The sequence below is a fragment of the Lentzea sp. JNUCC 0626 genome, assembly GCF_043632865.1.
GTDB lineage: Bacteria > Actinomycetota > Actinomycetes > Mycobacteriales > Pseudonocardiaceae > Lentzea.
This window is the reverse complement of sequence record NZ_CP171635.1, coordinates 10,441,289-10,461,333: the sequence shown is the minus strand read 5'-3', so window position 1 is coordinate 10,461,333 and position 20,045 is coordinate 10,441,289. Positions and strand designations below refer to the sequence as shown.

Sequence of the window (20,045 nt, the reverse complement as noted above, 5' to 3'; positions counted from 1 at the left end):
CCGATCAGCGGAGACTGAGGTGTCGCTTCAGTTCCGGGTAGATCTCCTGCACGGCAGCGTGGTTGTGCCACCGGCCCAGGGTCCTGGCGAGCTGCCGCAGGTCGGTCCGCACCGTCGCGGAGTCGACGCTGGCCACGTCGTCCAGGGTCGCAGCGAGCGTGCGGCAGCTCTCGTCGGTCTCTCCGGCCAACGCGAGGGCGAGTGACTGCCGCACGCGGAACCGGGCGAGGGTGCGCCGGGACGTGGCCGGCACCAGGGCGAGCTGACGGTCCAGCAGGTTCGAGGCTTCGGCGTTCAGCCCGAGGTCGGACAGCGCCCACCCCCTGGCGAGTTCCAGCGGGTCGGGCGCGGTCGATCCCAGCACCGGGTACGGACCGTCCGAAGAGGACTCCATCAGGCTCGCGGCGCGGTCGAACGCGCGTTCCGCGGCGGTGCGGTCGCCCGCGAGCGCGTGGCCCTGCGCCTCCCGCTGCGCGGCCAGGGCGAGCACACGCGATCCGGCCCGTCCGATCCACTGCGCCTGCTGGGCGAGGCTGATCGTGGCGGCCGAGTCCTGCCGGTAGAGCGCGAGGCCCGCCTCCCGGACGAACGCGTAGGTCGCGATGTCCGGATCCCCTGCTGCCCGGGAGAGTTCGGACGCGTGCCGGGTCCACCACAGCGCGCCCTGGTCGTCGCCCGCCTCCTGGCACATCCAGCCGGTGTACTCGGCGATGCGCGCGGCGAGTCGCAGGAGCCGGTCGCCCACGGGCCCGGAGTTCTCCCGCGCCAAGCCGTGCACCGTCTTCTGCAGCGCGTGCAACGGTTCGAGCACCACGTGCGGGCCGGCGCGCAACCCGATGCCGCGCAACTGTTCGAACGACGTGCGCATCCCGGTGATCACCTGCTCGTCCGGCACCGTGCGCGCGCCGCCGGTGAACGCGCCGACGCCGAGCATCGTTCCGGCCACCAGCACCTGGCGCCGGCCCAGCCCCCGGACGTCCCGCGGGGACGGCCCCCGAGTGGCGGCCTCGACCAGCAGGCCACCGACGTCGAGCACTCCGTCGCACAGCCGCGCCACCGTCGGCGTGGGCGGTTTGAGATCGTTCTCGATCTTGCTGAGATAACCCTTGCTGTAATGGATCAGCTTCGCCAGCTGACCCATCGACATTCCCGCCGCGACGCGGTGCGCGCGCAGCAACTCACCAAAACTCCCGGACACGATCGCCTCCCGCTCCGACGCCCACCGAGTACATCATCAGATGCGCACGACCGCAATCGCCCCGGCCTTTTCCAAGAAATGACCGGGGCGCATTCGCGTCAGCTCAGCCGAACCACGGGTTGCCGTGGCCGTCCGTGTTCTCCGTGGTGGTTGTGGTGGTGGGAGGCGGCGGCGGGGTGTCGTCCGCGTTGGCCGCGACACCACCGGAAAGGGAGGCGGCGACGGCCAGCGCGGTCAGCAGCGTGGCGCCACCGGCGACGAAAGTGGACACGATTTTGGACATGGCGAATCTCCCGAAGGTGTTCGGAATTGATTTCCGGATTTCGCTCGCCAACTGCGAGCACCCTTCGAGCATTCGTCTTCGAAAAGCCCTGAACCAGGTGTTTCCCGTTGCCCACCGAAGTGGTCAACACGTCCACTCCTCATCCACTTCTGGTCGACACCAGTACCGGAAGCTGCGCGCACCCGGCCGCCGGCCGGCAATCCGCGAGGAGGGTGGAGTGATCGAATCCGCGACCTACGACATCGCCGTGTCGTTCGCCGAGGACCAGCGCACCGTGGCCACCGAGGTGGCACGAGCGTGCCGCGAACGAGGCCTGACCGTGCTGGAGGGCAACGACCCACCCCCGGCCCAGGTGCGCTTCATCGTCCCGTTCGTGTCCACAGTGGACGAAGTGCGCAACGGCGACGGGCACGTCCTGCCCGTCCTGACCGGCGCCGAGCCGGACAACCCGGACGTGGCCTACCTGCGCGCCGACGAGCACCTGGTCGACATCCTGGTGTCCCGCGTCGAGGCCGCCGAAACCGAGGGCCGCGACCGCGTCTCCGTCGGCTCCGCCGGCACCGAGGACCCCACGGACACCGAGGGCACCTCACTGCGTCAGCTGGCAGAGCAGTTCGCCGCCGCACCACCCGCACTGGCCCGACGCGGCCTGGCCGGCACCGTGCACCTGAACGGCAGCACCATCGCCGTGAGCGTCGACCGCGCGGACAACACCGTCTACGCGGTGGAGGTCCGCGAGGACACCCCGGTGAACTTCGTGGTCCTGGGCGACGTCCAACTCCCCGCCCTGTGGCACCGAATCGAGTCCATGCTCTCGTCGCTCTGACGCACAAAGGGCGGTGTCCCCCTTCCGTTCGGGGGACACCGCCCTTGCTCACTTCCTGGCCCGCTCGACCACTTCCTCCAGCCGCAACGGACTGGGCGGGTGGTGACTGAGGCACAAGGGCGCCAGCATCCGCCGGAACCCGAACCCGTCCCCCGTGACGTAGAACTGCCCGCGCTCCAACCGCGAGATGTCCGCGACAGAACTCCCCTTCGCCCGAGCCATCTCGGTAGCCGCAGCGATCTGCGCCGGACTGTTCAACCGCCCGAAGAACTGCGTGGTCGCGTTCCCCGTGACCTGGTTGTGCACCCCCTTGGGCGCCTGGGTGGCCAGCACCAGCCCCAGCCCGTACTTGCGAGCCTGCGAGGCCAGCAGAATCGTCGTCTGCGTGCTGGCGGTGGCCTGCCCGGAAGGCGCGATCGTCTGCGCCTCGTCCATCACCATCAGCCCGCCCAGGGGCCGATCGCCCGCCGGATTCCTCTTGAACCAGGCGAACACCTCGAGCTGCAACTGACTGATGAACCCCTGCCGCTGCTCATCGGACGGCAACCCGACGAAGCTGATCACCGACACCCGCGCCCTCTTCCCCGGCCCGGGCTCGAACAACTCACCGGGATCAGTCGGTTCCCCCTCGCCCGCGAGCAGAGGATCGTTGACCGTGGCGGCCCGCAACGTCTCCGCGAGATCAGCCGCCGTGGCCGCCGCCGAGTGCAACTTGCTGACACCCTCCGGCAGCTCGGCCAGCAGATCCACGAACCCGTTCAGATCCCGCCGATCCTTGCGCGCGTAGTACCGCAACGCCTCCTTCAGCACCGCCCGCCCGCGCACGGCGAACTTCGTCCCACTGCCGATCCGGGCGTGCGGCACCAACCGAGCCACCGCAGCCTCGACCGCGGCCCCGAACTCGTCCTCATCCCCTCGCACCAGCGCAAAGTCCGGCAGGGGATGAAAGCTCAACGGCCGCCCACCGACCCGCCCGGGCGTCCACACCACGACCTCGGTGCCGGCGAGGTACTCCGCGGCCAGCGCCGCGTCCCCGTCCCGCCACTCCCCCGGCGCCTGAGGCCAGGCGTCCCCGAGCCGCGCCAGGTCGTTGTTGGGATCCAGCACGATCGCCGAAACCCCCTGCAACGCACACTCTTCGACGATGCGCCGCAGCAACACCGTCTTCCCGCTCCCCGACCCCGCGAACACGATCACGTGCTTGCGCAACGACTCCAGCTCGATCCGGACCTCCCCGTCCACCCCGAGCACGATCGCCCCGTCGGCCCGCGGCGGAGGCCGAGTCTCCTGGTGCCCCGCCGCCGGCCGTTCCTGGCCGGGCAGCACCGTCCGCAGGAACGTGGTGCTGCTGGCCGGTTTCCGCGCCACCAACCACGCCAGCAACTGATGCGTGTGCACCGCGCAGATCTCCTTGAGCGCGCTGAACGTCCGCAGGTCGTCGTCCGTGATGTCGACGCACCGCCCGCCGGCCTCCTCCAACTCGCCGACCAGCCGCCGCGTCACCGCCCCGGTCCACCCCTTGGCCCCGTTGCGAATGATGACGAGATGCCGCCCCTTCGCCCCGTGCGACCCCTCGGCCGCGGCCCGCGCGTCCCGCACCTTCCGCAGCACCCGGTTCCCGTGGCTGCTGGCGATGAACCGCAACCCCCACCGCTCCTGCGTGTCCAGCTCCTCGTTCACCGTGAGCCGCAGCCCGGCGTGCAACCCCATGTCGTCCGAATGGGGTTCCGGATGCCACCGCAACTCGTCGTTGCCCACCTCGGTGATCCACGACTTCAACCCGGCCAGCAACAACGCCGGCACGACCTCGTCCTCGTTGTGCGGCCTGATGTCCCCCGCACTGATCCCGGTCTCCCGCTTGAGCCGCTCGAACCGCGCGTCGAACTCGGCCAGGTAGTCCGGCTCGGGCCCGACCGGCGCCGACACCACCACCTCGGCCTGCTGCGCCTCGTCGAACGACCCGAGCTCCCGGATCTCCCCGTACAAACAGGCCTCAGCGTGCTGATGCACCCGCCGCAAGAGCTGACGCGGCGTACGCCCGGCCCAGTTCTCCGGTAGGAACGCGCTGGGCGCCACCGGCCACGTCGGGTGCGGTGGCACGATCCCGTTTCGCTGGTAGATCACGCCGAGCCACTTCTCGACCAGCCGCCTGCCGACGACCGGATCCGCGATCGACGCGAGGATCGGCGTCTTGGTGAAGCGGTCCTCGACCGTGCTGCTCACGATCGACTTGAGCAGCGACCACGTGTCCGGCAGGCACGCGACCACCGTGATGGTGCGCCGCGTGGTCTCGCGGAGCTGCATCAGGCCGTCAGCGATGTCACCGATCTCCTGCACCAGCTCGGGGTTCGTCACCGCCTCACCGACGGAGTCACGTCCCTTGTTCACCAACGTGTCCAGCTGGTCGACCGCGATGACGCAAGGGCCGGTCATCGCGAGCACCCGCGAGACGTCCCGTACCAGCGCCCGGGACTGGCTTGCCTCGGTGGGAAGTCCCCAGCGGCGGCGTTCCTCGCTCGCGTCGTCCACGCCCTTCAAGAACGACCGGCCGACATCGAAGTGTTCAGAGGCGTACAGCACCAACGCGCGGATCGTGTCGCCGCACTCGACGGCGATCCTGCTGTCCACATTGCGCAGCCCGTGCAGAAAGGCCCGCAGGTGTTCCGGTGTCAGCGCGGCCTCCCCGGTGACCGCCCGCGCCACCTCACCGGGCACATCGGCGCCCAGGCACAGCTGCCTCAACAACACCGTGAGCTGCAGCTGGCCCTCGTCGTTCGCTCGGCGGAGCTCCCCGCGCAACGCGTCCGCGACGTCGTCCCAGAACGCCTTTCCCGACGTCACCTCGACCAGGAAGAAGTAGCCTCCCTGCTCCTGGACCATGCGGCGGACCGACCCCAGCAGGTGCGTCTTCCCGACGCCCTTCTCCCCCTGCAGCACCAGGCCACCGACGCTCGGCCCCGTGCTGTCCCTGGCGTCCGAGATGCCCGCCCGGAGGCGGTGCTCCGCCCTGGTGTGCAGGCCCTCGACGTGGAACGGCGATGCCTGCCAGACGTCGTCGGGTGTCTCGGCGGAGTTGAAGCGCACGACCGCCAGCGCCTCGCGCAGGTGTTCGGTCATGACTCCTCGATCGCCAGGAGGTGCTTGTCCTCGTCACCGATCCGGATCGCCGCCGCGTGGTCCTCCTCGGTCAGCACCTTGCGGTTCGCGCTGGCGACCAGGTGCGTGTCACCGCCCTTGACCATCTTCAGCAGCGTCTCGTCGACCTCGTCGCGTTCGGCGTCGAGCCGGGGCCGGAGCTTCGCGAGCCGCACCCAGTCCTGGTAGCCGTCCCCCAGCTCCAGGTAGACCTGCCGGATCACGTCCTCCAGGTCCTGCCGGGTCCGCACGGCCTCGGTGAGGGTCCCCCGGTCGCGCAGGAACCGCGCCAACCGGCTGAGCACCACGGTGTGCACCCTCGCCAGCGGCCCCATCCGCACCGGTGACTCCCCCTCGATCAGGTCGTTGACGCACCAGGCGATGCCCTTGTCGGTGATGCGGTGAACGAGCCTGCGGCCCTCCTTGACCGTCTCGATGAGACCGTCGTCGTTGAGGACGTCCCGGTCGTCGCGGCCGAGCTCGATCTTGTACTGCTTCAGCAGCTCGACGTTGGGGATCACCCGATCCTCCAGCATCAGCTGGACCAGTGCCGCTCTGGCGCTGGGTGCGTACGTCTCCGGCATCACGCCGCCCTTCAGTCGGTGAACGCGGTGATTCGTCGCTCGATGCGGGCGAGCAACGCGCTCGCCTCGCCGCGCAACCGGGCGGGCACCTCGGCGCCCGTCCCGTTGCGATGGGGTTTGCTGAGCAGCAACAGGTCGGCGGACCGGTCCCGCAGCATCTCCATGTCGCCGTCGTCCAGCGCCCCGGCCATCCCCCGGACCGTCTCCTCGACCAACGCGAACCGCCCGGCGTACGGCAGTTGCTCGGGCAGTTCCCGCAGCGCGGCCTTCGCGGTCAGCAACGCCTGGTGATCGGGTTCGGTCTCGGCCGTCGGCGTGGACTTGATGAGGTCGTGCAACGCCCGTGCCACCCGCACGGGCCTGATGGCCGGATCGAACTCCAGGTGCTGGAGGCTGCGCAGGAAACCGGGCAGGCGGTCGCGGTCCGTGCCGCGGGTGAGCAGGCAGAAAATCTGCCGCTGGGCGCCGTCCGGGCCGAGCGTGCGGCGCACGAACCGTTCCGCCTCGGTCAGCTGCCAGCGGCTCAGTTCCCCGGCCACCACCAGGCACAGGTGCTCGGCAACGTCCTCCGCCTGGTCGAGGATCTGGGGGTCGCCCGAGAACGACCGTTCCGCGGTGACGCCGAGCAGCCGCAGTTCGGTGATCAGCTCGGTGCCGGTGCTCCCCAACGTCCGAGGGCTCGACACGAGGAGTTCCAGGTCGAACTTGCGGCGCTGCGACCGGGCGGCCGTCACGTAGGCGTCGCGGTTGTCGGCGAGCAGGTCGGTCCGGTCGAACTGCTGCGCGATCACGGCGGCGACCGTCTCCAGCGCGTACGAGATCTGGTCCGACGACGGCTGCTGCTCCTCCAGCACCGGCAGCAGCTCGCCGAAGCTCCAGTAGGAGATGTAGGGGACCGTGACGTGCCGCAGCATCTGCTCCGGCGTCACCGACTTGACCAGCCAGTTGCGGTACAGCGGCGAGACGACCTCGGCGCACTTCTTCTGCCACGTCTCGGCCCGCTCGTACTCCATGCGGTTGTCGAGCCGGGACAGCACCGGCATCACCTGGTGCCGCGGCCGGTCGTAGGGCAGCCGGTCCCTGGCCTTGTCGGCGAGGCGTGCGACGCCGACGACGTCGTTGAGGTTCTGGTCGTTCGCGGTGAACACGACGACGAGCCGGTCGGGCAGCTGGGCCGTGCAGATGCTCGCGATGTCCGAGACGCCGGTGCGGCTGTCGATCAGGACGAAGTCGTACTTGGCGGTCCACTCGTCGCGGTACTCCTCCAGGTGGGCCGCGAACCCCCGGCGGTACAGCTCCTCCCAGTCGAGCGCCTGCATCCGGCGGGCGTAGGAGTCGTCGAGGCCGCGTTCGTCCACGCCGCCGGCCGCGATGAGGTCCAGCACCCCGTCGACCTGGACCCTGACCTCGTGCGAACTGGGCGTCCGCACCCCGTTGAGGAATTCCTGCGCGATGTCCACGACACCGCTGCGCGGCGATTTGACCAGGTGCGGTCCGAAGTAGAGGTGCAGACCGGGCGCCTCGAGATCCCAGTCCACGACGAGCACGCGATATCCCCAGCGCGCGAGCAGCACCGCCGTGTTGGCCAGCGTGAAACTGCGTCCGACGCCACCTTTGTAGGAGTAGAACGTGATCACGGATCCGGTCATCACTCGAACCTCGGTAACGGGGGCGGCGGGATGATCACGGGATTGGGCCGGTCGACGATCGGCCAGTCAGGACTCCACGGCGGCACCTGCTGCACCAGCTGCACCAGATCCCGGGCCAGCACCCTCACCTGACGACAGAACCCGAGATATTCGACGGAGTCCTGATAAACGGCCTCCGCGTACGCGTATTCCTTGAAGTCCTGCCACGAACGCATTCGCCCGATGTCCGGGAAGTTGTCGGAATCCGAGTAGAGGATGGGGTAGATCAACCCCTGCGAGATGTCCGAGCCGGCCAGCCCGAGCATCGCCTCGCGCTGGTGCATGCTCTCCAGCTCCGCCATGCACCAGTCGGACTCGAAGTACGGCGGCGTCAGCAGTTGGATCATGATCTTGCTGTACCGCAGCGAGTTCTCCAGGTTGTGCGCCCACTCCACGGCCCGCGGCATGGTGCGGTCCATGTAGACCCGCGGCGCCGGCGCGCACTCGTCAGCGAGGTACTCGACGAGCTTCTTGTAGAAGTGCGTCAACAGCCATTTCTGCACAGTGCCTTTGCGGCTGTAGCTGATGAAGAAATCGTACTTGTAGGACACAGCGCACCACGTTAGATGCGACAGCCCTGCCGATAAAAGACAAAAAAGTGGGCATTTTCGGGGCTTCGGACCAAAAATTGGACAATAAGTGGGCGCCACCCACCGCCCGTGCCCCAAACGCCAAGAAGCCCTCGATCATGATGATCGAGGGCTTCTTGTCCTGAGTGGACGATACAGGGATTGAACCTGTGACCCCTACCGTGTCAAGGTAGTGCTCTCCCGCTGAGCTAATCGTCCGAGCGGATGACGAGACTCGAACTCGCGACCCTCACCTTGGCAAGGTGATGCGCTACCAACTGCGCTACATCCGCGTTGCTCCCCGGTTTCCCGTGGTGCGAGGTGAACTTTATCCGACGCTCCCCCGAAGTTCCAAATCGGCTGACCTACGGGGGAGCACCGCCGTCACACGAAACCCTTCTCCTTCAGGCGCGCGTCCAGCCTCACCTTCGACCGCACCCTCGTCGACCGCACGTGCCTCAGCTGCACGAGGATCGAGATCACCGACATGGCCGCACCAACGATGACGAGCAGCCACGCCGGCGCACTCCGCACGTTCACCAGCGCAAGCCCTGCGGTGAAGCCACCGACGATGCCGTTGACGAGGGCGACCGACTCCGCAAGGCCGTAGCTGCCGAACGCACGTGGATCCTGCTTCGTCCTCTTACCCGCGGCGACCTGCTCCTCCACAGTCGGCAGGAAGAAGTACTTCCCGACTTCCGGGCACAACTGGACGAGGAACGACCTGATCGTGTTGAGGGCAGTCGTGTACTCGTCCTGGACGGCACGAAACTTCACCAGCCGGGTGAACATCATGACGCCCAGGAGGAACACCCCGCACGACAGCAACAGGGCAGGGAGCAGGCGACTGCTGCCGCTGGTGTTCGTCGCCAGCATCGCGGTGACTGACGTCGCCGCGGCGGACACGACGATGAGGAAGAAGTTGAACCTGGAGTTGCTGCGGTCGATGATCTGCCGCCGAAGCTCCCTCAGATGCTGGTACTCCGCTAGCGCGACCTGCACGGGCACGTCTGGCTCGGTCTTGGCGGCAGGCCTCATGACCCGTACAACGCGGTTGCGACGTGGCCGGCCAGAACGAAGGCCAGCACTCTGTTGCGCGGAGCCGTGTCCGAGTAACGGGCGAACGGCAGCAGAGATGCCAGGATTGCCCATTGGTACTCCCTGGTGTTGATCGGCCAGTGCCCCTGCCCACATCCGGCCAGGGTCTTGCGAAGGCGCGCAACCGCGCCAAGGATTCTTGCCAGTTCACCTGATCCAACCGAGTCGGGTGATTCCCCGGTCAGCAACTCGCCCTTCATCGACTGGACGAACCAGTCCACGAGTTCACCGGCCTCGCTCGGAGTCCACTCGATCGTGCGAGTGATCAACGCGGACTCGAGGCGCGCGAAGTCCTTGCAGATGTGCCCTTCGTGCGTGGTCTCGAAGTCGATGAGACTGATGTTGGGCTGCTGCCGGGCGTTTCCCGCGATCAGCACGTTGTCCCCGTGCAGGTCGCCATGGGAGATGCAGGTGAGGTAGTCGTGCGAGCTCAGCTCGTGAACCAACTCCGCGACGCGCACGTCCTCCTGCAGATCGTCGTGACACTCGCCCACCTCTGCGGCGAGCCAGAGCGGATTGACCTCTGGTACCCGCGTCATGTCTCCGTCGGCGATCTCTTCGACGAACGACATCGTCAGGAAGGAACCGAAGTCCTTCCTGGTGTGGTCCAGCGCCTGTCCGAACAGCTCAGCGGTCTGCGAACTCGTGAACTGCTGGAGCTCGACTGCGGTGTTGCGCTCAGGAGCGTGCGGCGCGTTGTTGATCGACGGCCTCAGCAGCGGGTACTCGTCCCTCAGGTCGCCGACAAGCCGCTCGACGTGACTGAGCCAGGGCCGCAACGACTGCAGGAACAGCCTGTCGATCAACAAGCCGATCTGCTCGGCGTCAGCCTTGACGAGCCAGTCGGTGAGCGTCGTCGGGTCGTCGTCCTCTTCGCTGAACACATAGGACGTCAGCACCGCGCGGAACCTGTCCCCCGCGCTGTCGGAGATGCTGGAGGTGCCGATCACACACTCGCTGGGTCGGTAGCGCGGGTGCAGCCGCTTGGCATAGCTGTCGAAGTTCTTCTTCTCGCGATCCACGCGGTCCGTGCGGTCGATCTTGAGGATGCCGACGGGTCCGAAGTTGTCGAAGCAGAGGAACGTGGGCACCCGTCGCCCCTCGAAGATCGCTCCCTGGGCGAGCAACTGGCTCGATCTGGTGGACAGCTCGGATGCAACCGCACGCAACGTGATGTCCGGGAGGACGACCGCGCCGGTGTCCTGCTTGTAGGAGATCGTCGCTCCGTCGACGCCACGTCCTGGCGACCATGGGCTCACGCCGATGCGAATCGTGCGAGTGGCATCGATCAGCTGTTTTGCGGTCGTGAGCCAGAGTTCGATCCGCGCGATCGTGTCCTTGCTTCGGCTGAACAGGATCTGCAGCAGGTGCTCAAGTCTGGACAAAGACCAGTCCGAGAGCGACAGCAGGCTCAGCGCGACGCTCACCCTGACGTCACGCTCACCGTCTCCTTCCCACTCCTGCAGGAGCTCGTCGGCCCATTGGTCTCGTTCGGAACCCACGCGCGGGTCGTACGCGCTCAGCGAAGGTTGCGTCGGACTTGGCCCGCTCAGCAGGAGGTACGTACCTGTCGAGTGGCGAATCCAGCTGACGAGAGACCCCGTCTTGTCGAACAGAGGGCGCGGCACCACATCCGGGTCCAACGCGGAGCGAAGGAGCAGCCTGGTCATCCAGAGCAGATGTTCACGACGATCGTCGCGGTACCTGTAGTAGATCTGGAACGACTGGGTGTAGCCCAGGAGGTCGACCACGATCTGCGGGCGATTGGACTGCCATTCGGACTCCCTCATCAAAGCGAAGTTCCACAGTCCGGCGACGAGCCAACGCATCCGGTACGTGTTCACGTCGTCCGAGGTCAGATTCAGGCTGAAGGCCAGTTTTCGAGCAGTCCTCGCTCGATAGTGGACAGCGTTCCCGTCCAGCGGAACGACGAACTCCCGGAGATCTGCGACGATGCTGTCGAGATGTTTGCCGAGCTCGCTGACCAACCACTCCCTAGCCTGAGGAAGAAGACGGAAGACCACCTCGTCGGCGAACTCCGCGAAGGCGTCCACCAGATCGGCGAGCGTTTTCCCGTCTCCCCCACGACGCCATTCGGCCGCCGCATCCTCCCAGTCTGCGGGGAGCGACCATCCCGGCGAAAGCTCACCGGCCAACGCCAGCTGAACCGCAGTCTGCGTGATCTGCGGGGCGACGCCCGCGTCGTGGCCCCGCGTGGCGCCCTCGAGCCTGGCCAGGAGCTGCCGGCACTGAGTGATCGACGCATCGAACTGACCGTTGTTCGTCACTTCGTACCAGCGTATGGCCAACTTCAGCATTTCGATCACGACCGCAGCGTCGAGGTACTGCTGGAACCAGTTCGCGAGGTTCGACGCCGAGTTGGCCAACAGGTAGGTCTGTCTGAGCAACCCGGTCTCGGCTACCTGGGTATCAGCGCGATCGAGAGCCTGGAAATACTTCTCCCAGCGGGAGTCCGACTTTCCTTCAGCGTTCAGCTGGTTTCGGAGATCCTCCGCAATGAGACGAACGCGTGCGAGGTCGGCGGCAACGGGATTGGTTTCCGGTGATTCAGACATGGCGCCCCTTCGGTCAACACTGTTTCCGCCGCAATCCGAACCTCTTGTCGATTGGTCGCAGACCCTCGTTTCATCCGTCGAGGAGTCGATGCAAACCCGTTACCTCAACAGCAAGAACTGATCACCGGCACCTCGCGTTGACAGACCCTGCGCGAATTCACCCGATAGGCGCATTTTCCAGAGGAAATGGAATATTGACTGTCCATGTCCGCGGTTCAACACCATAAGCCTGCCAGCAGGCACTCCAGAAACGCCAAAGAGGCGGGTTGGTCTGCGTCTTACGCAGACCAACCCGCCTCATCAGGCGTGGACGATACAGGGATTGAACCTGTGACCCCTACCGTGTCAAGGTAGTGCTCTCCCGCTGAGCTAATCGTCCGAGGCGGAGACGGGAATCGAACCCGTGTACAGGGCTTTGCAGGCCCTTGCCTAAGCCACTCGGCCACTCCGCCAGGAGCATGACCCCACGACGCGTGAACGCCGTGGAACCACAGAGCGGATGACGAGACTCGAACTCGCGACCCTCACCTTGGCAAGGTGATGCGCTACCAACTGCGCTACATCCGCTTGACATCACTGAGTTCGTGATGTTGAAACAACCTTATACGAGGCGTTCAACCGGTTTTCACCGGGGGTACCCGCTTCGCCTTCGCGGGCCCCCTACCTCGGTTTATTCAGCTCAGGTCGTTCGAGATGAGGTGCGTGAGCGCCTCGTCGACGTTGACCCACAGGTGCTCGTTGCCCGGCACGACTACGTCGTAGGTCCGGTCGAGGAAGTCAGCGAGCTCCTGGGCGGACGCCTCGAACATGGCATGCCCGGACGGCGAGCTCAGCTCGATCACGACGACCTCGGGGTCGTCGGCGGCGGGGCGGATCCGGACGTCACCGTCACCGGCGTCGGCGATGAGACCGTCGGCGAGCAAGTCGCGGGCGTAAACCCACTCGACCCAACCGGCGCGGCCGGTGCGGAACGCGGCGACGACCGCGTACGGGTCCTTTGTGTCGTATCGCAGCTCCACCTGAACCGGGACCGCAGGGGTCCTCGGCGCCAGCAGGTCGAAGACCGCTGTCGAGCGGAGCGTCACGTGATCGTTGCGCATCGTCGTTACCCTCTTCTCCCTTCCCGGTCAATGAAACGACCGAGCACCTCAGTTGTGACGTGCCTGCAGCGAGGAACGCTCGCGAAACGGGGTCAGATCACCCCATCGGGTCAGTTCGACTCCGGAACGCGACCGCGTGCACGCACTCCGTGTCCTCCTCGCTCATGAGCAAACGTTCAGCGCCCCCCATCTTGCTGGGTCTAACCTGAACCCGGTACCGGCTGTTGCGCGAATGTTGGACGTGAGGACATCTCTGGTGGCTGACTCGCCCGGCCCAACCGTCGCGTCGAGCGACGGCCGGCCGACCGACTTCGAGCTCGTGCAAAGACTCGCACAGGGCGATCGGACGGCGTTCGGTGAGCTGTACGACAGGTACGGCACACCAGCATATTCCCTGGCCAGGCGCATCTGCGTGGACCCGGAACTGGCCGAGGACGTCGTCCAGGAAGCCTTCCTCGCGCTCTGGCGGCACCCCGCCAGGTTCGACCCCGCCCGCGGCAGTTTCGGCACCTGGTTGATGACTTTGGTGCACCACCGCGCAGTGGACGCCGTACGCAAGGAGAACACCCAGCGCCGCCGAACTGTTCCCCTGACCGACGACGCCTCACCTCCGGTCGAGGGATCGGACCACGCGGCATTGGTCAGCGTGGTGAGCGCCGAGGTCAGAGCGGCGCTCCACACGTTGCCGGAAGAACAACGCCAGGTGATAGCCCTCGCCTATCTCGGTGGCTACACGCAGTGCGAAGTGGCAAAACTGACAGGCGTCCCGCTCGGCACTGTGAAATCGCGCACGTTCGCGGCGATAAGACGGCTGAGAGGCACGTTGGGGAACTTGTGGGCCGGAGAAACCGGCGAGACGACAGGAGTCCACCGGTGAACGGCGACCCGTGCGCTCAGGAGGAGCTCGCCGTCGGCTGGGCGATGCACTCCTTGGAGCCCGACGAGGAAGCACTGGTCCGCGACCACCTGCCGACCTGCACGACGTGCCAACGCACCGTGGAGGCGACGCAGGAGGTGCTGGCGGGCATCGGCGGCGCGGTCCGCCAGGAACAACCACCCCCTCACCTCCGCGCGAGGCTGATGGAACAGATCGAGCACATCCCCCAGGACCCACCGGCCACACCGGCCCCGCGCCACGTGGCCCCGATCCCGCTGCGCCCGCAACACCGCCGACGCACGGGCCGAACCCTCCTGGCCGCAGCAGCAGTAGCAGCCGTACTGGCAGGCGGCGGCTACCTGGGCGTGCGCGTAAATCAACTCTCCACCGAGGTAGCAGCCTCGGAGGCCCGCACCAACGACCTCAACAGGGCCCTCTCCCTGGCCGCGAACCCGGCCACCAACAGGGCCATCCTCCGCACCACGGCAGGCGACGAGGTAGCCGTGGTCCTCTCCAACCCCACCTCCGCCGCCGTGATGCCGATGAACCTGAAACCGAACGACTCGGGCCACGTTTACGTAGTTTGGGGTGCAAGCACCAAAGCGCCGGTACCGTTGGCGGTGTTCGACGTACGACCCGGCTCGACCGACCCGCAACTGCTGGCCTGGTCCGCCGACGCACACCAGCACACGACCTTCGCGGTGTCACTGGAACCAGGCCGCCAAGCACCACCGAAACCCTCGGAAGTGCTGGCGGGCGGCCAGGTTGCACCCGCCTGAGTCCAAACAGGATGATCGACACATGACGAAGCCCAAGCCCAAGCCGACCGAACACAAGGGCTGGCGCCACTGGTTCCACCGCAACCCGGCGCTGAACATGGCCTACCGAATCGGCGTGGGCGTGATCGGCGGCATCGTGCTGATCGCGGGCATCATCATGATCCCGTACCCGGGCCCGGGCTGGCTGGTCGTCTTCGCGGGCCTCGCCATCCTCGCCACGGAGTTCGAGTGGGCAGGCAAGGTCCTCAAGTTCGCCAAGCGCTACTACGACCGCTGGGTCGAGTGGCTGAAGCGCCAGCCGTCCTGGGTCCGAGGCCTGGTGATGGCGGGCGTCTGCGCCATCGTCCTGGTCACCTGCTACTTCCTCAACGTGTTCGCCCTGGTAGGAGGCTGGCTAGGCCTCGACTGGACCTGGTTGCAGAGCCCGATTTTTGGTTCTCGTTGATGATGTTGTAAGCTATCCCCACACCGCGAGAGCGGGGCAAGCAACACAACAGAACACGGGCGTTTAGCTCAGCGGGAGAGCGCTTCGTTCACACCGAAGAGGTCACTGGTTCGATCCCAGTATCGCCCACAGTGTGTTTTACCAGTTCAGACGGCCTGTCAGTGATGTTCACTGGCGGGCCGTTTGCGTTGCGTGGGAGCAAATTGGGAGCAGGGCCCCAAGAACACATTCGTTGTACCTAAGTGTTCACCCGACTTCGGCACAACTAAGTGGTCACCAGGCCTCGTCCTTGCCTTCCATGATCCACGACCACCCACCGTCCAGTTCCCAGCGCAACTGCAACTGCGCCAGCATCCTGCCGATCATCGCCGCCGTCACGTGCGAATACCGGTCATCGGTGTACTTCCGCTTGTGCCCCAGCCGTTCCAGCCTCAGCACATGCGGCACCTCGTCCTCAATGAGCCACGTCTCCTGCGTGTGACGCAGATCATGAAACACCATGCCCTCCTTGAGCGGAGCCCAGCCGAGCGCCTCGTTCCCCGCCAGCGCAGGCAACCAGACCCGCTGCCGGAAGTTCGACCGCCGGCGCAACGCACCCCGCGCACCGGGAAACACGAACCGCGAGTCAGGGTTGCGGTCACGATGCGCCAGCAATTCGCGAACGAGGAACTGCGGCAAGTGGACATCGCGCGCGCTGGCCGGAGTCTTTGGTGGGCCGAGAACGAGCTTCTGCCCACGCACCTCGTGCAGTGCCCCGAACTCGGGATCGACAGCGATCCGCGGGTTCTCATCCAGATAGGTCCGGATCCACTGCAGACCGGCAAGCTCACCCCACCGCATGCCGGTGTACGCGGCGGTGATCGTCAGCAACCCGTCGTCGGGATCCATCCGCCCCGCGATCGCGTCCACCTCGTCAGTGCTCGCGTGCGGCCGCTCCGGCGAGTCGGTGAAGTTGATCCGCAGCTTGTGACACGGGTTCGACCCGATCAGCCCCTCGTTGACCGCCTCGCCGACGATCTGCGAGAACAGCACGAGGATGTCTTTCGCGCTCTTGTCCGCGAGCGTCGACCGCAGCGTCTTGTTCACCCAGCCCTTCACCCGGATCCGCTCGATGTCACCAAGCCCGGTCCCGGTCCAGAAGGGAAGGATGTGGTTGCGCAGATGCGAGCTGTAGGTCGACCACGTCATCGGCGTCACACCTTGCGCATCGGCCCACTTCCGGATCCACTCGTCGATCGTGGTCTTCGCCAGCCGCGGATCGACGAACCGCTTCCGCCGTTGATCCGACTCCACATCCAGCGCACGCTCCTGCGCCGCCGCCTCACTCGGATATCCGTTCTCCGAGTAAATCGTTCCGTCGTCCAGTCGATAGCGGACGCGCCAGTCGCTTCCGTGCTGCTCAGCCCAAGCCATAATTTTTCCCTTTCCACAGACTTTGGAGTGCGCCGAATTCAGCGCACATGCAGATGAACGCTCGCCTCAGCGAAAAGGGCAAATCAAATGTATTCTTGATACCTTCTGCGGCCAGCGGAATTCCTCGGCTTCACAGTCCGCGACCGAACGCCGCGATGTCCCTCAGAGGCGATCTGCACGAGGTTCTCGCGGGAGAAGCGGAGATGCTTGCCGAGGAACGTGCACGGCACCAGCCTCCGAGCGGCACGCCTCCGAAGCCACGACTCCCGCACCTGCAGCAACGCCGCAGCCTGCGCCGGAGTGAACAGAATCTGCGCCGATTCACCCGCTGCCTGCGACGCAGACGACCGAACGCCATCCGGCCGGGGCGGTACGGCGTCGGAACCGGCCCCATCCGACACGTTTGAAAGAGAAGTTGGACACGACAGCACCGACGCGTCAGCACGGGAGTCGGCACACGAAGCCAGCAAAGGGTCTGCGTGGCTATTAAGCCAGTTGTGGGTCATGAGCGTCCCTTCACAGGTGGCGCCCTCTGAGCGGAGCGCGTCGACGCCCTTGAACTCCGAAATTTGAAGTGGTTGGGGACACTTCACGCCGAATCCAACCCCGCGCGCAAAGCCAGCGCCGGTCGTTCCGCGTGGCGCTACATCCTTCACCACACGATGTGATGCACTCTTCAACTTATGACTACGGGCAGACAATCCGGCCCCGCGGTCGTGCGAGTCGATCTCCTACCCGCGCGGGCCGCCTACCTGATCCGCGCTGGCAGCCGACGAGACTTTCGGCGCGCCGTGCAGGAAGCCACCACTCGTTGGGGTGGCATGGCCGAGCCGATCATCCCGGTGCGACGCGATGGTTCCGTCGACGGATGGTGGCGGCAGGTGGTGGAGGTCGCCGGCGTGGAAGGACTTGTTGACGTCAACGTCGGCACCGCGGTGGCCAGGGAGGTGGCCCAATCGCTTTCCCTGCCGCTCACCGAGTTGAAGCACATTGATCGTTCCGGCGTGACACACTTCTCGACCCATCCCGCTGCGCTGCCCGACCACTTCGACGCGACACAAGTTCGCGTGGTCCCCAAGGCTGGAAGCCCGCTGTGGCAAGTCGTCCTCGGCGGGGACTTCACCCCTGAGCACGAGCAAGCTCTCGACGGAACCGTGCGGTACCACAGAGTGCAGTCAGCCGATCAAGTAGCTCGTGCCGCGCTGCTCGGCCATACCTTCCTCGATCAAACCGTCAGCAACTTCTCCGAGAACTACGCGGTCGGCGCAACCCCGGCACCGGCCCTGATCTGGTTGACAGCCAAGGACAATTACGTCGACTGTCTGTGGTTCTGGAACCTTCGCGTGTTGCGGAACCGCGGATACAACCCAGCACCAATGATCATCATCCCGGCCGACGACCTACCTAACTGGATCGGCTTCGCTCGAGCGCTCGCTCATCCGCTGGCACGCCTGAACGAGTACACCCCAGACGCGAGCGTTACAAGCTTCTCGGTGCCCGAGGACAAGCTGCACTCACTCGCCCAGGAGTTCCTCGGTCTCCACGTCTCAGATCAAAGGCTCACGTCACGCATCAGCTCCTCGACGGAGCTCCGTGTTCCTCCGTTCACCTACCAGTACAACCTCGACTTGCGAGATCTACTGCTCTATGAACGGAGATACGGACAATCACGGGAAGTGGAGACCTTTGTCAGCGAGGGACGCGCAAGCCTGCGGTTCGTCTCTCCGGTCGAATTCTCCCTCGGCGGTCGAACCCTGCTCCGCATGAGCAGTCCGCTGTTTGATCCTCTTCCTCGCAAGGACATCCTCGCCAACCAGATCGTGAACGCCTCCACCTGGCGCGACGACAGCCTTCAGATCGCGACAAACGCAACGAACTCCTACAGACGCGAACTGCACATCCCGTCGTTGCACGAAGCGACAAGCTTGCTCGTCGATGAGCGCACCACCGAGTGGCACCTGTCAGAGAAGGGCAAGATCGCAGACGCGCTCATCCCGGACGCCGATCTGTCGATCCTGCTACGCCCCAGCGTGTACGAGGCGATCACGCACCTGACCACCCCTCGCTCCACCGCCTACCGACGCCAGATGGAACAGATGCGCGCCAGCGGCATGTCCGACGACGAAGTCCAGGCCTACGGTGCCCGCTGGGGAGGTCGTGGCGCACGTCGTTACGACAGCGCGGAAGGGCTCACCGCCAGACTTGGCAAGAACGCCCCGCAACCTGTCCAAGCGCTCGAATCGCTCTGCTCAACGGGATGGGCAGAGCGAGGCTTCGAAACCGCCTGCGCGCGCTGCGGCCTGCGCAGCTTCGTTCCGCTCTCCACCGTCGAGCAGGTCGCACAATGTCCTGGCTGCAAGGCGGCCACCGAGTACACCTCAACCCCTGCAGGCCTCACGCTGCACTATCGGCTGAACTCCTTCATCGACCTGGCAAGCGACCAAGGCGTAGTTCCGCACCTCCTCGTCATCGCCGCATTGGCCAAGAAGCACCCGCACACCCACCTACTGGGCGGAGTACTCGCGACCTTCAACGACAACAGCGTCCACGAGATAGACGTCCTCGGCATCCACGCCCAGCAGTTCATCGCCGGCGAGGTCAAGTCAAAGGCAAGAGAGTTCACACCCGCCCAGCTTGATCGCGATCTCGCCGTCAGCTCCCGCCTCGGCGCTGAAACACACCTCATCGCCGCAGTCGACGAGATCCCCGACGACACCATGCACGCGTGCCGCCAACGCGCAGAAGCAGCAGGACTCAACCTGCTCGTCTTGTCGAAGCAAGACCTACGCCCGTCGGGACCCCCTAACGCTTCAACGACCTGACTTACAACACCGGCACCGTCCGCGGACGAGGCGAGCGCATCCATCGGGCCAACCTAGATACGAACCTGCCACCCGTGTCCCCCAGATACTGAATCACAGTTCACTGACCTGCAAAGACAGCGAATTTGGAGCTAGTCGGGAGCACTTGACTACGTAAATCGAGTGTGTCGGTGTGCATCGGACAGCAGCTCAAGATCTACTCCTTCAGCTGATGAAGACCGCATCGTCCGAAGGTGAACGCGTTCATCGACGCCGATGTCAAGATCTTCGCTGGGCACGGACGCCTCAGCGCTACAGCCAACGCGGATGCAACGGTCATGCTCTCGCTGTCGGCGCAGAGGCACATCGCGGCGACCACCGTGGGCACAGGATCGACGTCGCCGATGGACTGCCGCGTGGGTTCATCGAGCTGAACAAGACACGCGGTGGCGCTGAGGTTCGGCCAAGCTCCTGACCACCCACAGGGGTGGCGGGCTCTGCCAGCCCGCGCGGAACTGACAATGCAGAGGCGTGTCACACGAACCCAGGTGCGTCTGCTGGGTGCCGACTTGCATCGCGAACTCTATCGGGCACCCTGGGCATATCAGGAACAAGTGCCCTGCTTTGGGCAAAATAGCCAGACGGCAGCCGTGTCCGGTTACCTCCTCGGAGG

At 65.7% G+C, this 20,045-nt stretch carries 17 protein-coding genes and 6 tRNA genes; 7 read left to right on the top strand and 16 right to left on the bottom strand.

The window, feature by feature from the left end:
- Window positions 1-4 precede the first annotated feature (4 nt).
- Together JNUCC0626_RS48830 and JNUCC0626_RS48825 are read right to left on the bottom strand one after the other, a co-directional pair.
- On the bottom strand, window positions 5-1,198 hold the full coding sequence (locus tag JNUCC0626_RS48830; RefSeq protein WP_394617413.1) for a helix-turn-helix domain-containing protein: 1,194 nt from the start codon (window positions 1,196-1,198) through the stop codon (window positions 5-7).
- A 103-nt stretch (window positions 1,199-1,301) separates the two neighbouring features.
- Window positions 1,302-1,481, bottom strand: coding sequence for a hypothetical protein (locus JNUCC0626_RS48825; protein ID WP_394617412.1), 180 nt, complete (start codon window positions 1,479-1,481; stop codon window positions 1,302-1,304).
- Between the two features lie 217 nt (window positions 1,482-1,698).
- Here JNUCC0626_RS48825 and JNUCC0626_RS48820 point away from each other — a divergent pair, with 217 nt between their 5' ends.
- Window positions 1,699-2,307, top strand: a complete 609-nt coding sequence (locus tag JNUCC0626_RS48820) for a hypothetical protein (protein ID WP_394617411.1) — start codon at window positions 1,699-1,701, stop codon at window positions 2,305-2,307.
- A 48-nt stretch (window positions 2,308-2,355) separates the two neighbouring features.
- On the opposite strand, the gene JNUCC0626_RS48815 is transcribed toward JNUCC0626_RS48820, so the two are convergent.
- From JNUCC0626_RS48815 to JNUCC0626_RS48760, 12 genes are all read right to left on the bottom strand, one after another.
- Window positions 2,356-5,424, bottom strand: coding sequence for a helicase HerA domain-containing protein (locus tag JNUCC0626_RS48815; RefSeq protein WP_394617410.1), 3,069 nt, complete (start codon window positions 5,422-5,424; stop codon window positions 2,356-2,358).
- Window positions 5,421-6,026: a hypothetical protein gene (locus JNUCC0626_RS48810; protein ID WP_394617409.1), complete on the bottom strand. Its 606-nt coding sequence runs from the start codon at window positions 6,024-6,026 to the stop codon at window positions 5,421-5,423. Before JNUCC0626_RS48810 ends, JNUCC0626_RS48815 begins: the two co-directional genes overlap by 4 nt.
- A gap of 11 nt (window positions 6,027-6,037) precedes the next feature.
- Complete coding sequence (locus JNUCC0626_RS48805) at window positions 6,038-7,675, bottom strand: KGGVGR-motif variant AAA ATPase (RefSeq protein ID WP_394617408.1); 1,638 nt, start codon at window positions 7,673-7,675, stop codon at window positions 6,038-6,040.
- Complete coding sequence (locus JNUCC0626_RS48800; RefSeq protein ID WP_394617407.1) at window positions 7,675-8,265, bottom strand: TIR domain-containing protein; 591 nt, start codon at window positions 8,263-8,265, stop codon at window positions 7,675-7,677. The genes JNUCC0626_RS48805 and JNUCC0626_RS48800 overlap by 1 nt, the downstream gene beginning before the upstream one ends.
- 165 nt (window positions 8,266-8,430) lie before the next feature.
- Window positions 8,431-8,502 (bottom strand) — tRNA-Val (locus tag JNUCC0626_RS48795).
- A gap of 1 nt (window position 8,503) precedes the next feature.
- Window positions 8,504-8,576: transfer RNA gene (locus JNUCC0626_RS48790), tRNA-Gly, on the bottom strand.
- Window positions 8,577-8,667: 91 nt separating this feature from the next.
- Entirely contained in the window at window positions 8,668-9,321 is a 654-nt protein-coding gene (locus tag JNUCC0626_RS48785) for a hypothetical protein (RefSeq protein WP_394617406.1), read from the bottom strand.
- Window positions 9,318-11,957, bottom strand: coding sequence for a phosphotransferase (locus JNUCC0626_RS48780; RefSeq protein WP_394617405.1), 2,640 nt, complete (start codon window positions 11,955-11,957; stop codon window positions 9,318-9,320). The genes JNUCC0626_RS48785 and JNUCC0626_RS48780 overlap by 4 nt, the downstream gene beginning before the upstream one ends.
- A gap of 307 nt (window positions 11,958-12,264) precedes the next feature.
- A tRNA-Val gene (locus tag JNUCC0626_RS48775) sits at window positions 12,265-12,336 on the bottom strand.
- Window position 12,337: 1 nt separating this feature from the next.
- A tRNA-Cys gene (locus tag JNUCC0626_RS48770) sits at window positions 12,338-12,409 on the bottom strand.
- Window positions 12,410-12,451: 42 nt separating this feature from the next.
- Window positions 12,452-12,524, bottom strand: a tRNA-Gly gene (locus JNUCC0626_RS48765).
- Window positions 12,525-12,631: 107 nt separating this feature from the next.
- Window positions 12,632-13,057, bottom strand: a complete 426-nt coding sequence (locus tag JNUCC0626_RS48760) for an SsgA family sporulation/cell division regulator (RefSeq protein WP_030477975.1) — start codon at window positions 13,055-13,057, stop codon at window positions 12,632-12,634.
- Between the two features lie 256 nt (window positions 13,058-13,313).
- Here JNUCC0626_RS48760 and JNUCC0626_RS48755 point away from each other — a divergent pair, with 256 nt between their 5' ends.
- The 4 genes from JNUCC0626_RS48755 to JNUCC0626_RS48740 all read left to right on the top strand — a co-directional run bounded on the left by JNUCC0626_RS48755 (window position 13,314) and on the right by JNUCC0626_RS48740 (window position 15,287).
- Window positions 13,314-13,934: an RNA polymerase sigma factor gene (locus tag JNUCC0626_RS48755; RefSeq protein ID WP_382443012.1), complete on the top strand. Its 621-nt coding sequence runs from the start codon at window positions 13,314-13,316 to the stop codon at window positions 13,932-13,934.
- Complete coding sequence (locus JNUCC0626_RS48750) at window positions 13,931-14,713, top strand: anti-sigma factor domain-containing protein (protein ID WP_394617404.1); 783 nt, start codon at window positions 13,931-13,933, stop codon at window positions 14,711-14,713. The genes JNUCC0626_RS48755 and JNUCC0626_RS48750 overlap by 4 nt, the downstream gene beginning before the upstream one ends.
- Before the next feature lie 22 nt (window positions 14,714-14,735).
- Entirely contained in the window at window positions 14,736-15,158 is a 423-nt protein-coding gene (locus JNUCC0626_RS48745) for a TIGR02611 family protein (protein ID WP_394617403.1), read from the top strand.
- Between the two features lie 57 nt (window positions 15,159-15,215).
- Window positions 15,216-15,287, top strand: a tRNA-Val gene (locus JNUCC0626_RS48740).
- A 144-nt stretch (window positions 15,288-15,431) separates the two neighbouring features.
- On the opposite strand, the gene JNUCC0626_RS48735 is transcribed toward JNUCC0626_RS48740, so the two are convergent.
- Window positions 15,432-16,571 (bottom strand): tyrosine-type recombinase/integrase, encoded by a 1,140-nt coding sequence (locus JNUCC0626_RS48735; RefSeq protein ID WP_394617402.1) that lies wholly within the window; start codon window positions 16,569-16,571, stop codon window positions 15,432-15,434.
- Between the two features lie 83 nt (window positions 16,572-16,654).
- On the bottom strand, window positions 16,655-17,077 hold the full coding sequence (locus tag JNUCC0626_RS48730; RefSeq protein WP_394617401.1) for a helix-turn-helix domain-containing protein: 423 nt from the start codon (window positions 17,075-17,077) through the stop codon (window positions 16,655-16,657).
- A 315-nt stretch (window positions 17,078-17,392) separates the two neighbouring features.
- Here JNUCC0626_RS48730 and JNUCC0626_RS48725 point away from each other — a divergent pair, with 315 nt between their 5' ends.
- The gene (locus JNUCC0626_RS48725) at window positions 17,393-19,393 is read left to right on the top strand and encodes a hypothetical protein (protein ID WP_394617400.1); all 2,001 of its coding nucleotides are present in this window, start codon (window positions 17,393-17,395) and stop codon (window positions 19,391-19,393) included.
- A 233-nt stretch (window positions 19,394-19,626) separates the two neighbouring features.
- A complete protein-coding gene (locus JNUCC0626_RS48720; RefSeq protein ID WP_394617399.1) occupies window positions 19,627-19,806 on the top strand; it encodes a hypothetical protein in 180 nt (59 codons plus the stop codon).
- The last annotated feature ends 239 nt before the right edge of the window (window positions 19,807-20,045 follow it).

What these genes read in the sequence shown, in the direction of transcription:
- JNUCC0626_RS48725 (WP_394617400.1), top strand. Translation starts at nt 17,393, where the DNA reads ATGGCCGAGCCGATCATCCCGGTGCGACGCGATGGTTCCGTCGACGGA.
- JNUCC0626_RS48815 (WP_394617410.1), bottom strand. Translation starts at nt 5,424, where the DNA reads ATGACCGAACACCTGCGCGAGGCGCTGGCGGTCGTGCGCTTCAACTCC.
- JNUCC0626_RS48745 (WP_394617403.1), top strand. Translation starts at nt 14,736, where the DNA reads ATGACGAAGCCCAAGCCCAAGCCGACCGAACACAAGGGCTGGCGCCAC.
- JNUCC0626_RS48805 (WP_394617408.1), bottom strand. Translation starts at nt 7,675, where the DNA reads ATGACCGGATCCGTGATCACGTTCTACTCCTACAAAGGTGGCGTCGGA.
- JNUCC0626_RS48785 (WP_394617406.1), bottom strand. Translation starts at nt 9,321, where the DNA reads ATGAGGCCTGCCGCCAAGACCGAGCCAGACGTGCCCGTGCAGGTCGCG.
- JNUCC0626_RS48780 (WP_394617405.1), bottom strand. Translation starts at nt 11,957, where the DNA reads ATGTCTGAATCACCGGAAACCAATCCCGTTGCCGCCGACCTCGCACGC.
- JNUCC0626_RS48730 (WP_394617401.1), bottom strand. Translation starts at nt 17,077, where the DNA reads ATGACCCACAACTGGCTTAATAGCCACGCAGACCCTTTGCTGGCTTCG.
- JNUCC0626_RS48760 (WP_030477975.1), bottom strand. Translation starts at nt 13,057, where the DNA reads ATGCGCAACGATCACGTGACGCTCCGCTCGACAGCGGTCTTCGACCTG.
- JNUCC0626_RS48735 (WP_394617402.1), bottom strand. Translation starts at nt 16,571, where the DNA reads ATGGCTTGGGCTGAGCAGCACGGAAGCGACTGGCGCGTCCGCTATCGA.
- JNUCC0626_RS48810 (WP_394617409.1), bottom strand. Translation starts at nt 6,026, where the DNA reads ATGCCGGAGACGTACGCACCCAGCGCCAGAGCGGCACTGGTCCAGCTG.
- JNUCC0626_RS48825 (WP_394617412.1), bottom strand. Translation starts at nt 1,481, where the DNA reads ATGTCCAAAATCGTGTCCACTTTCGTCGCCGGTGGCGCCACGCTGCTG.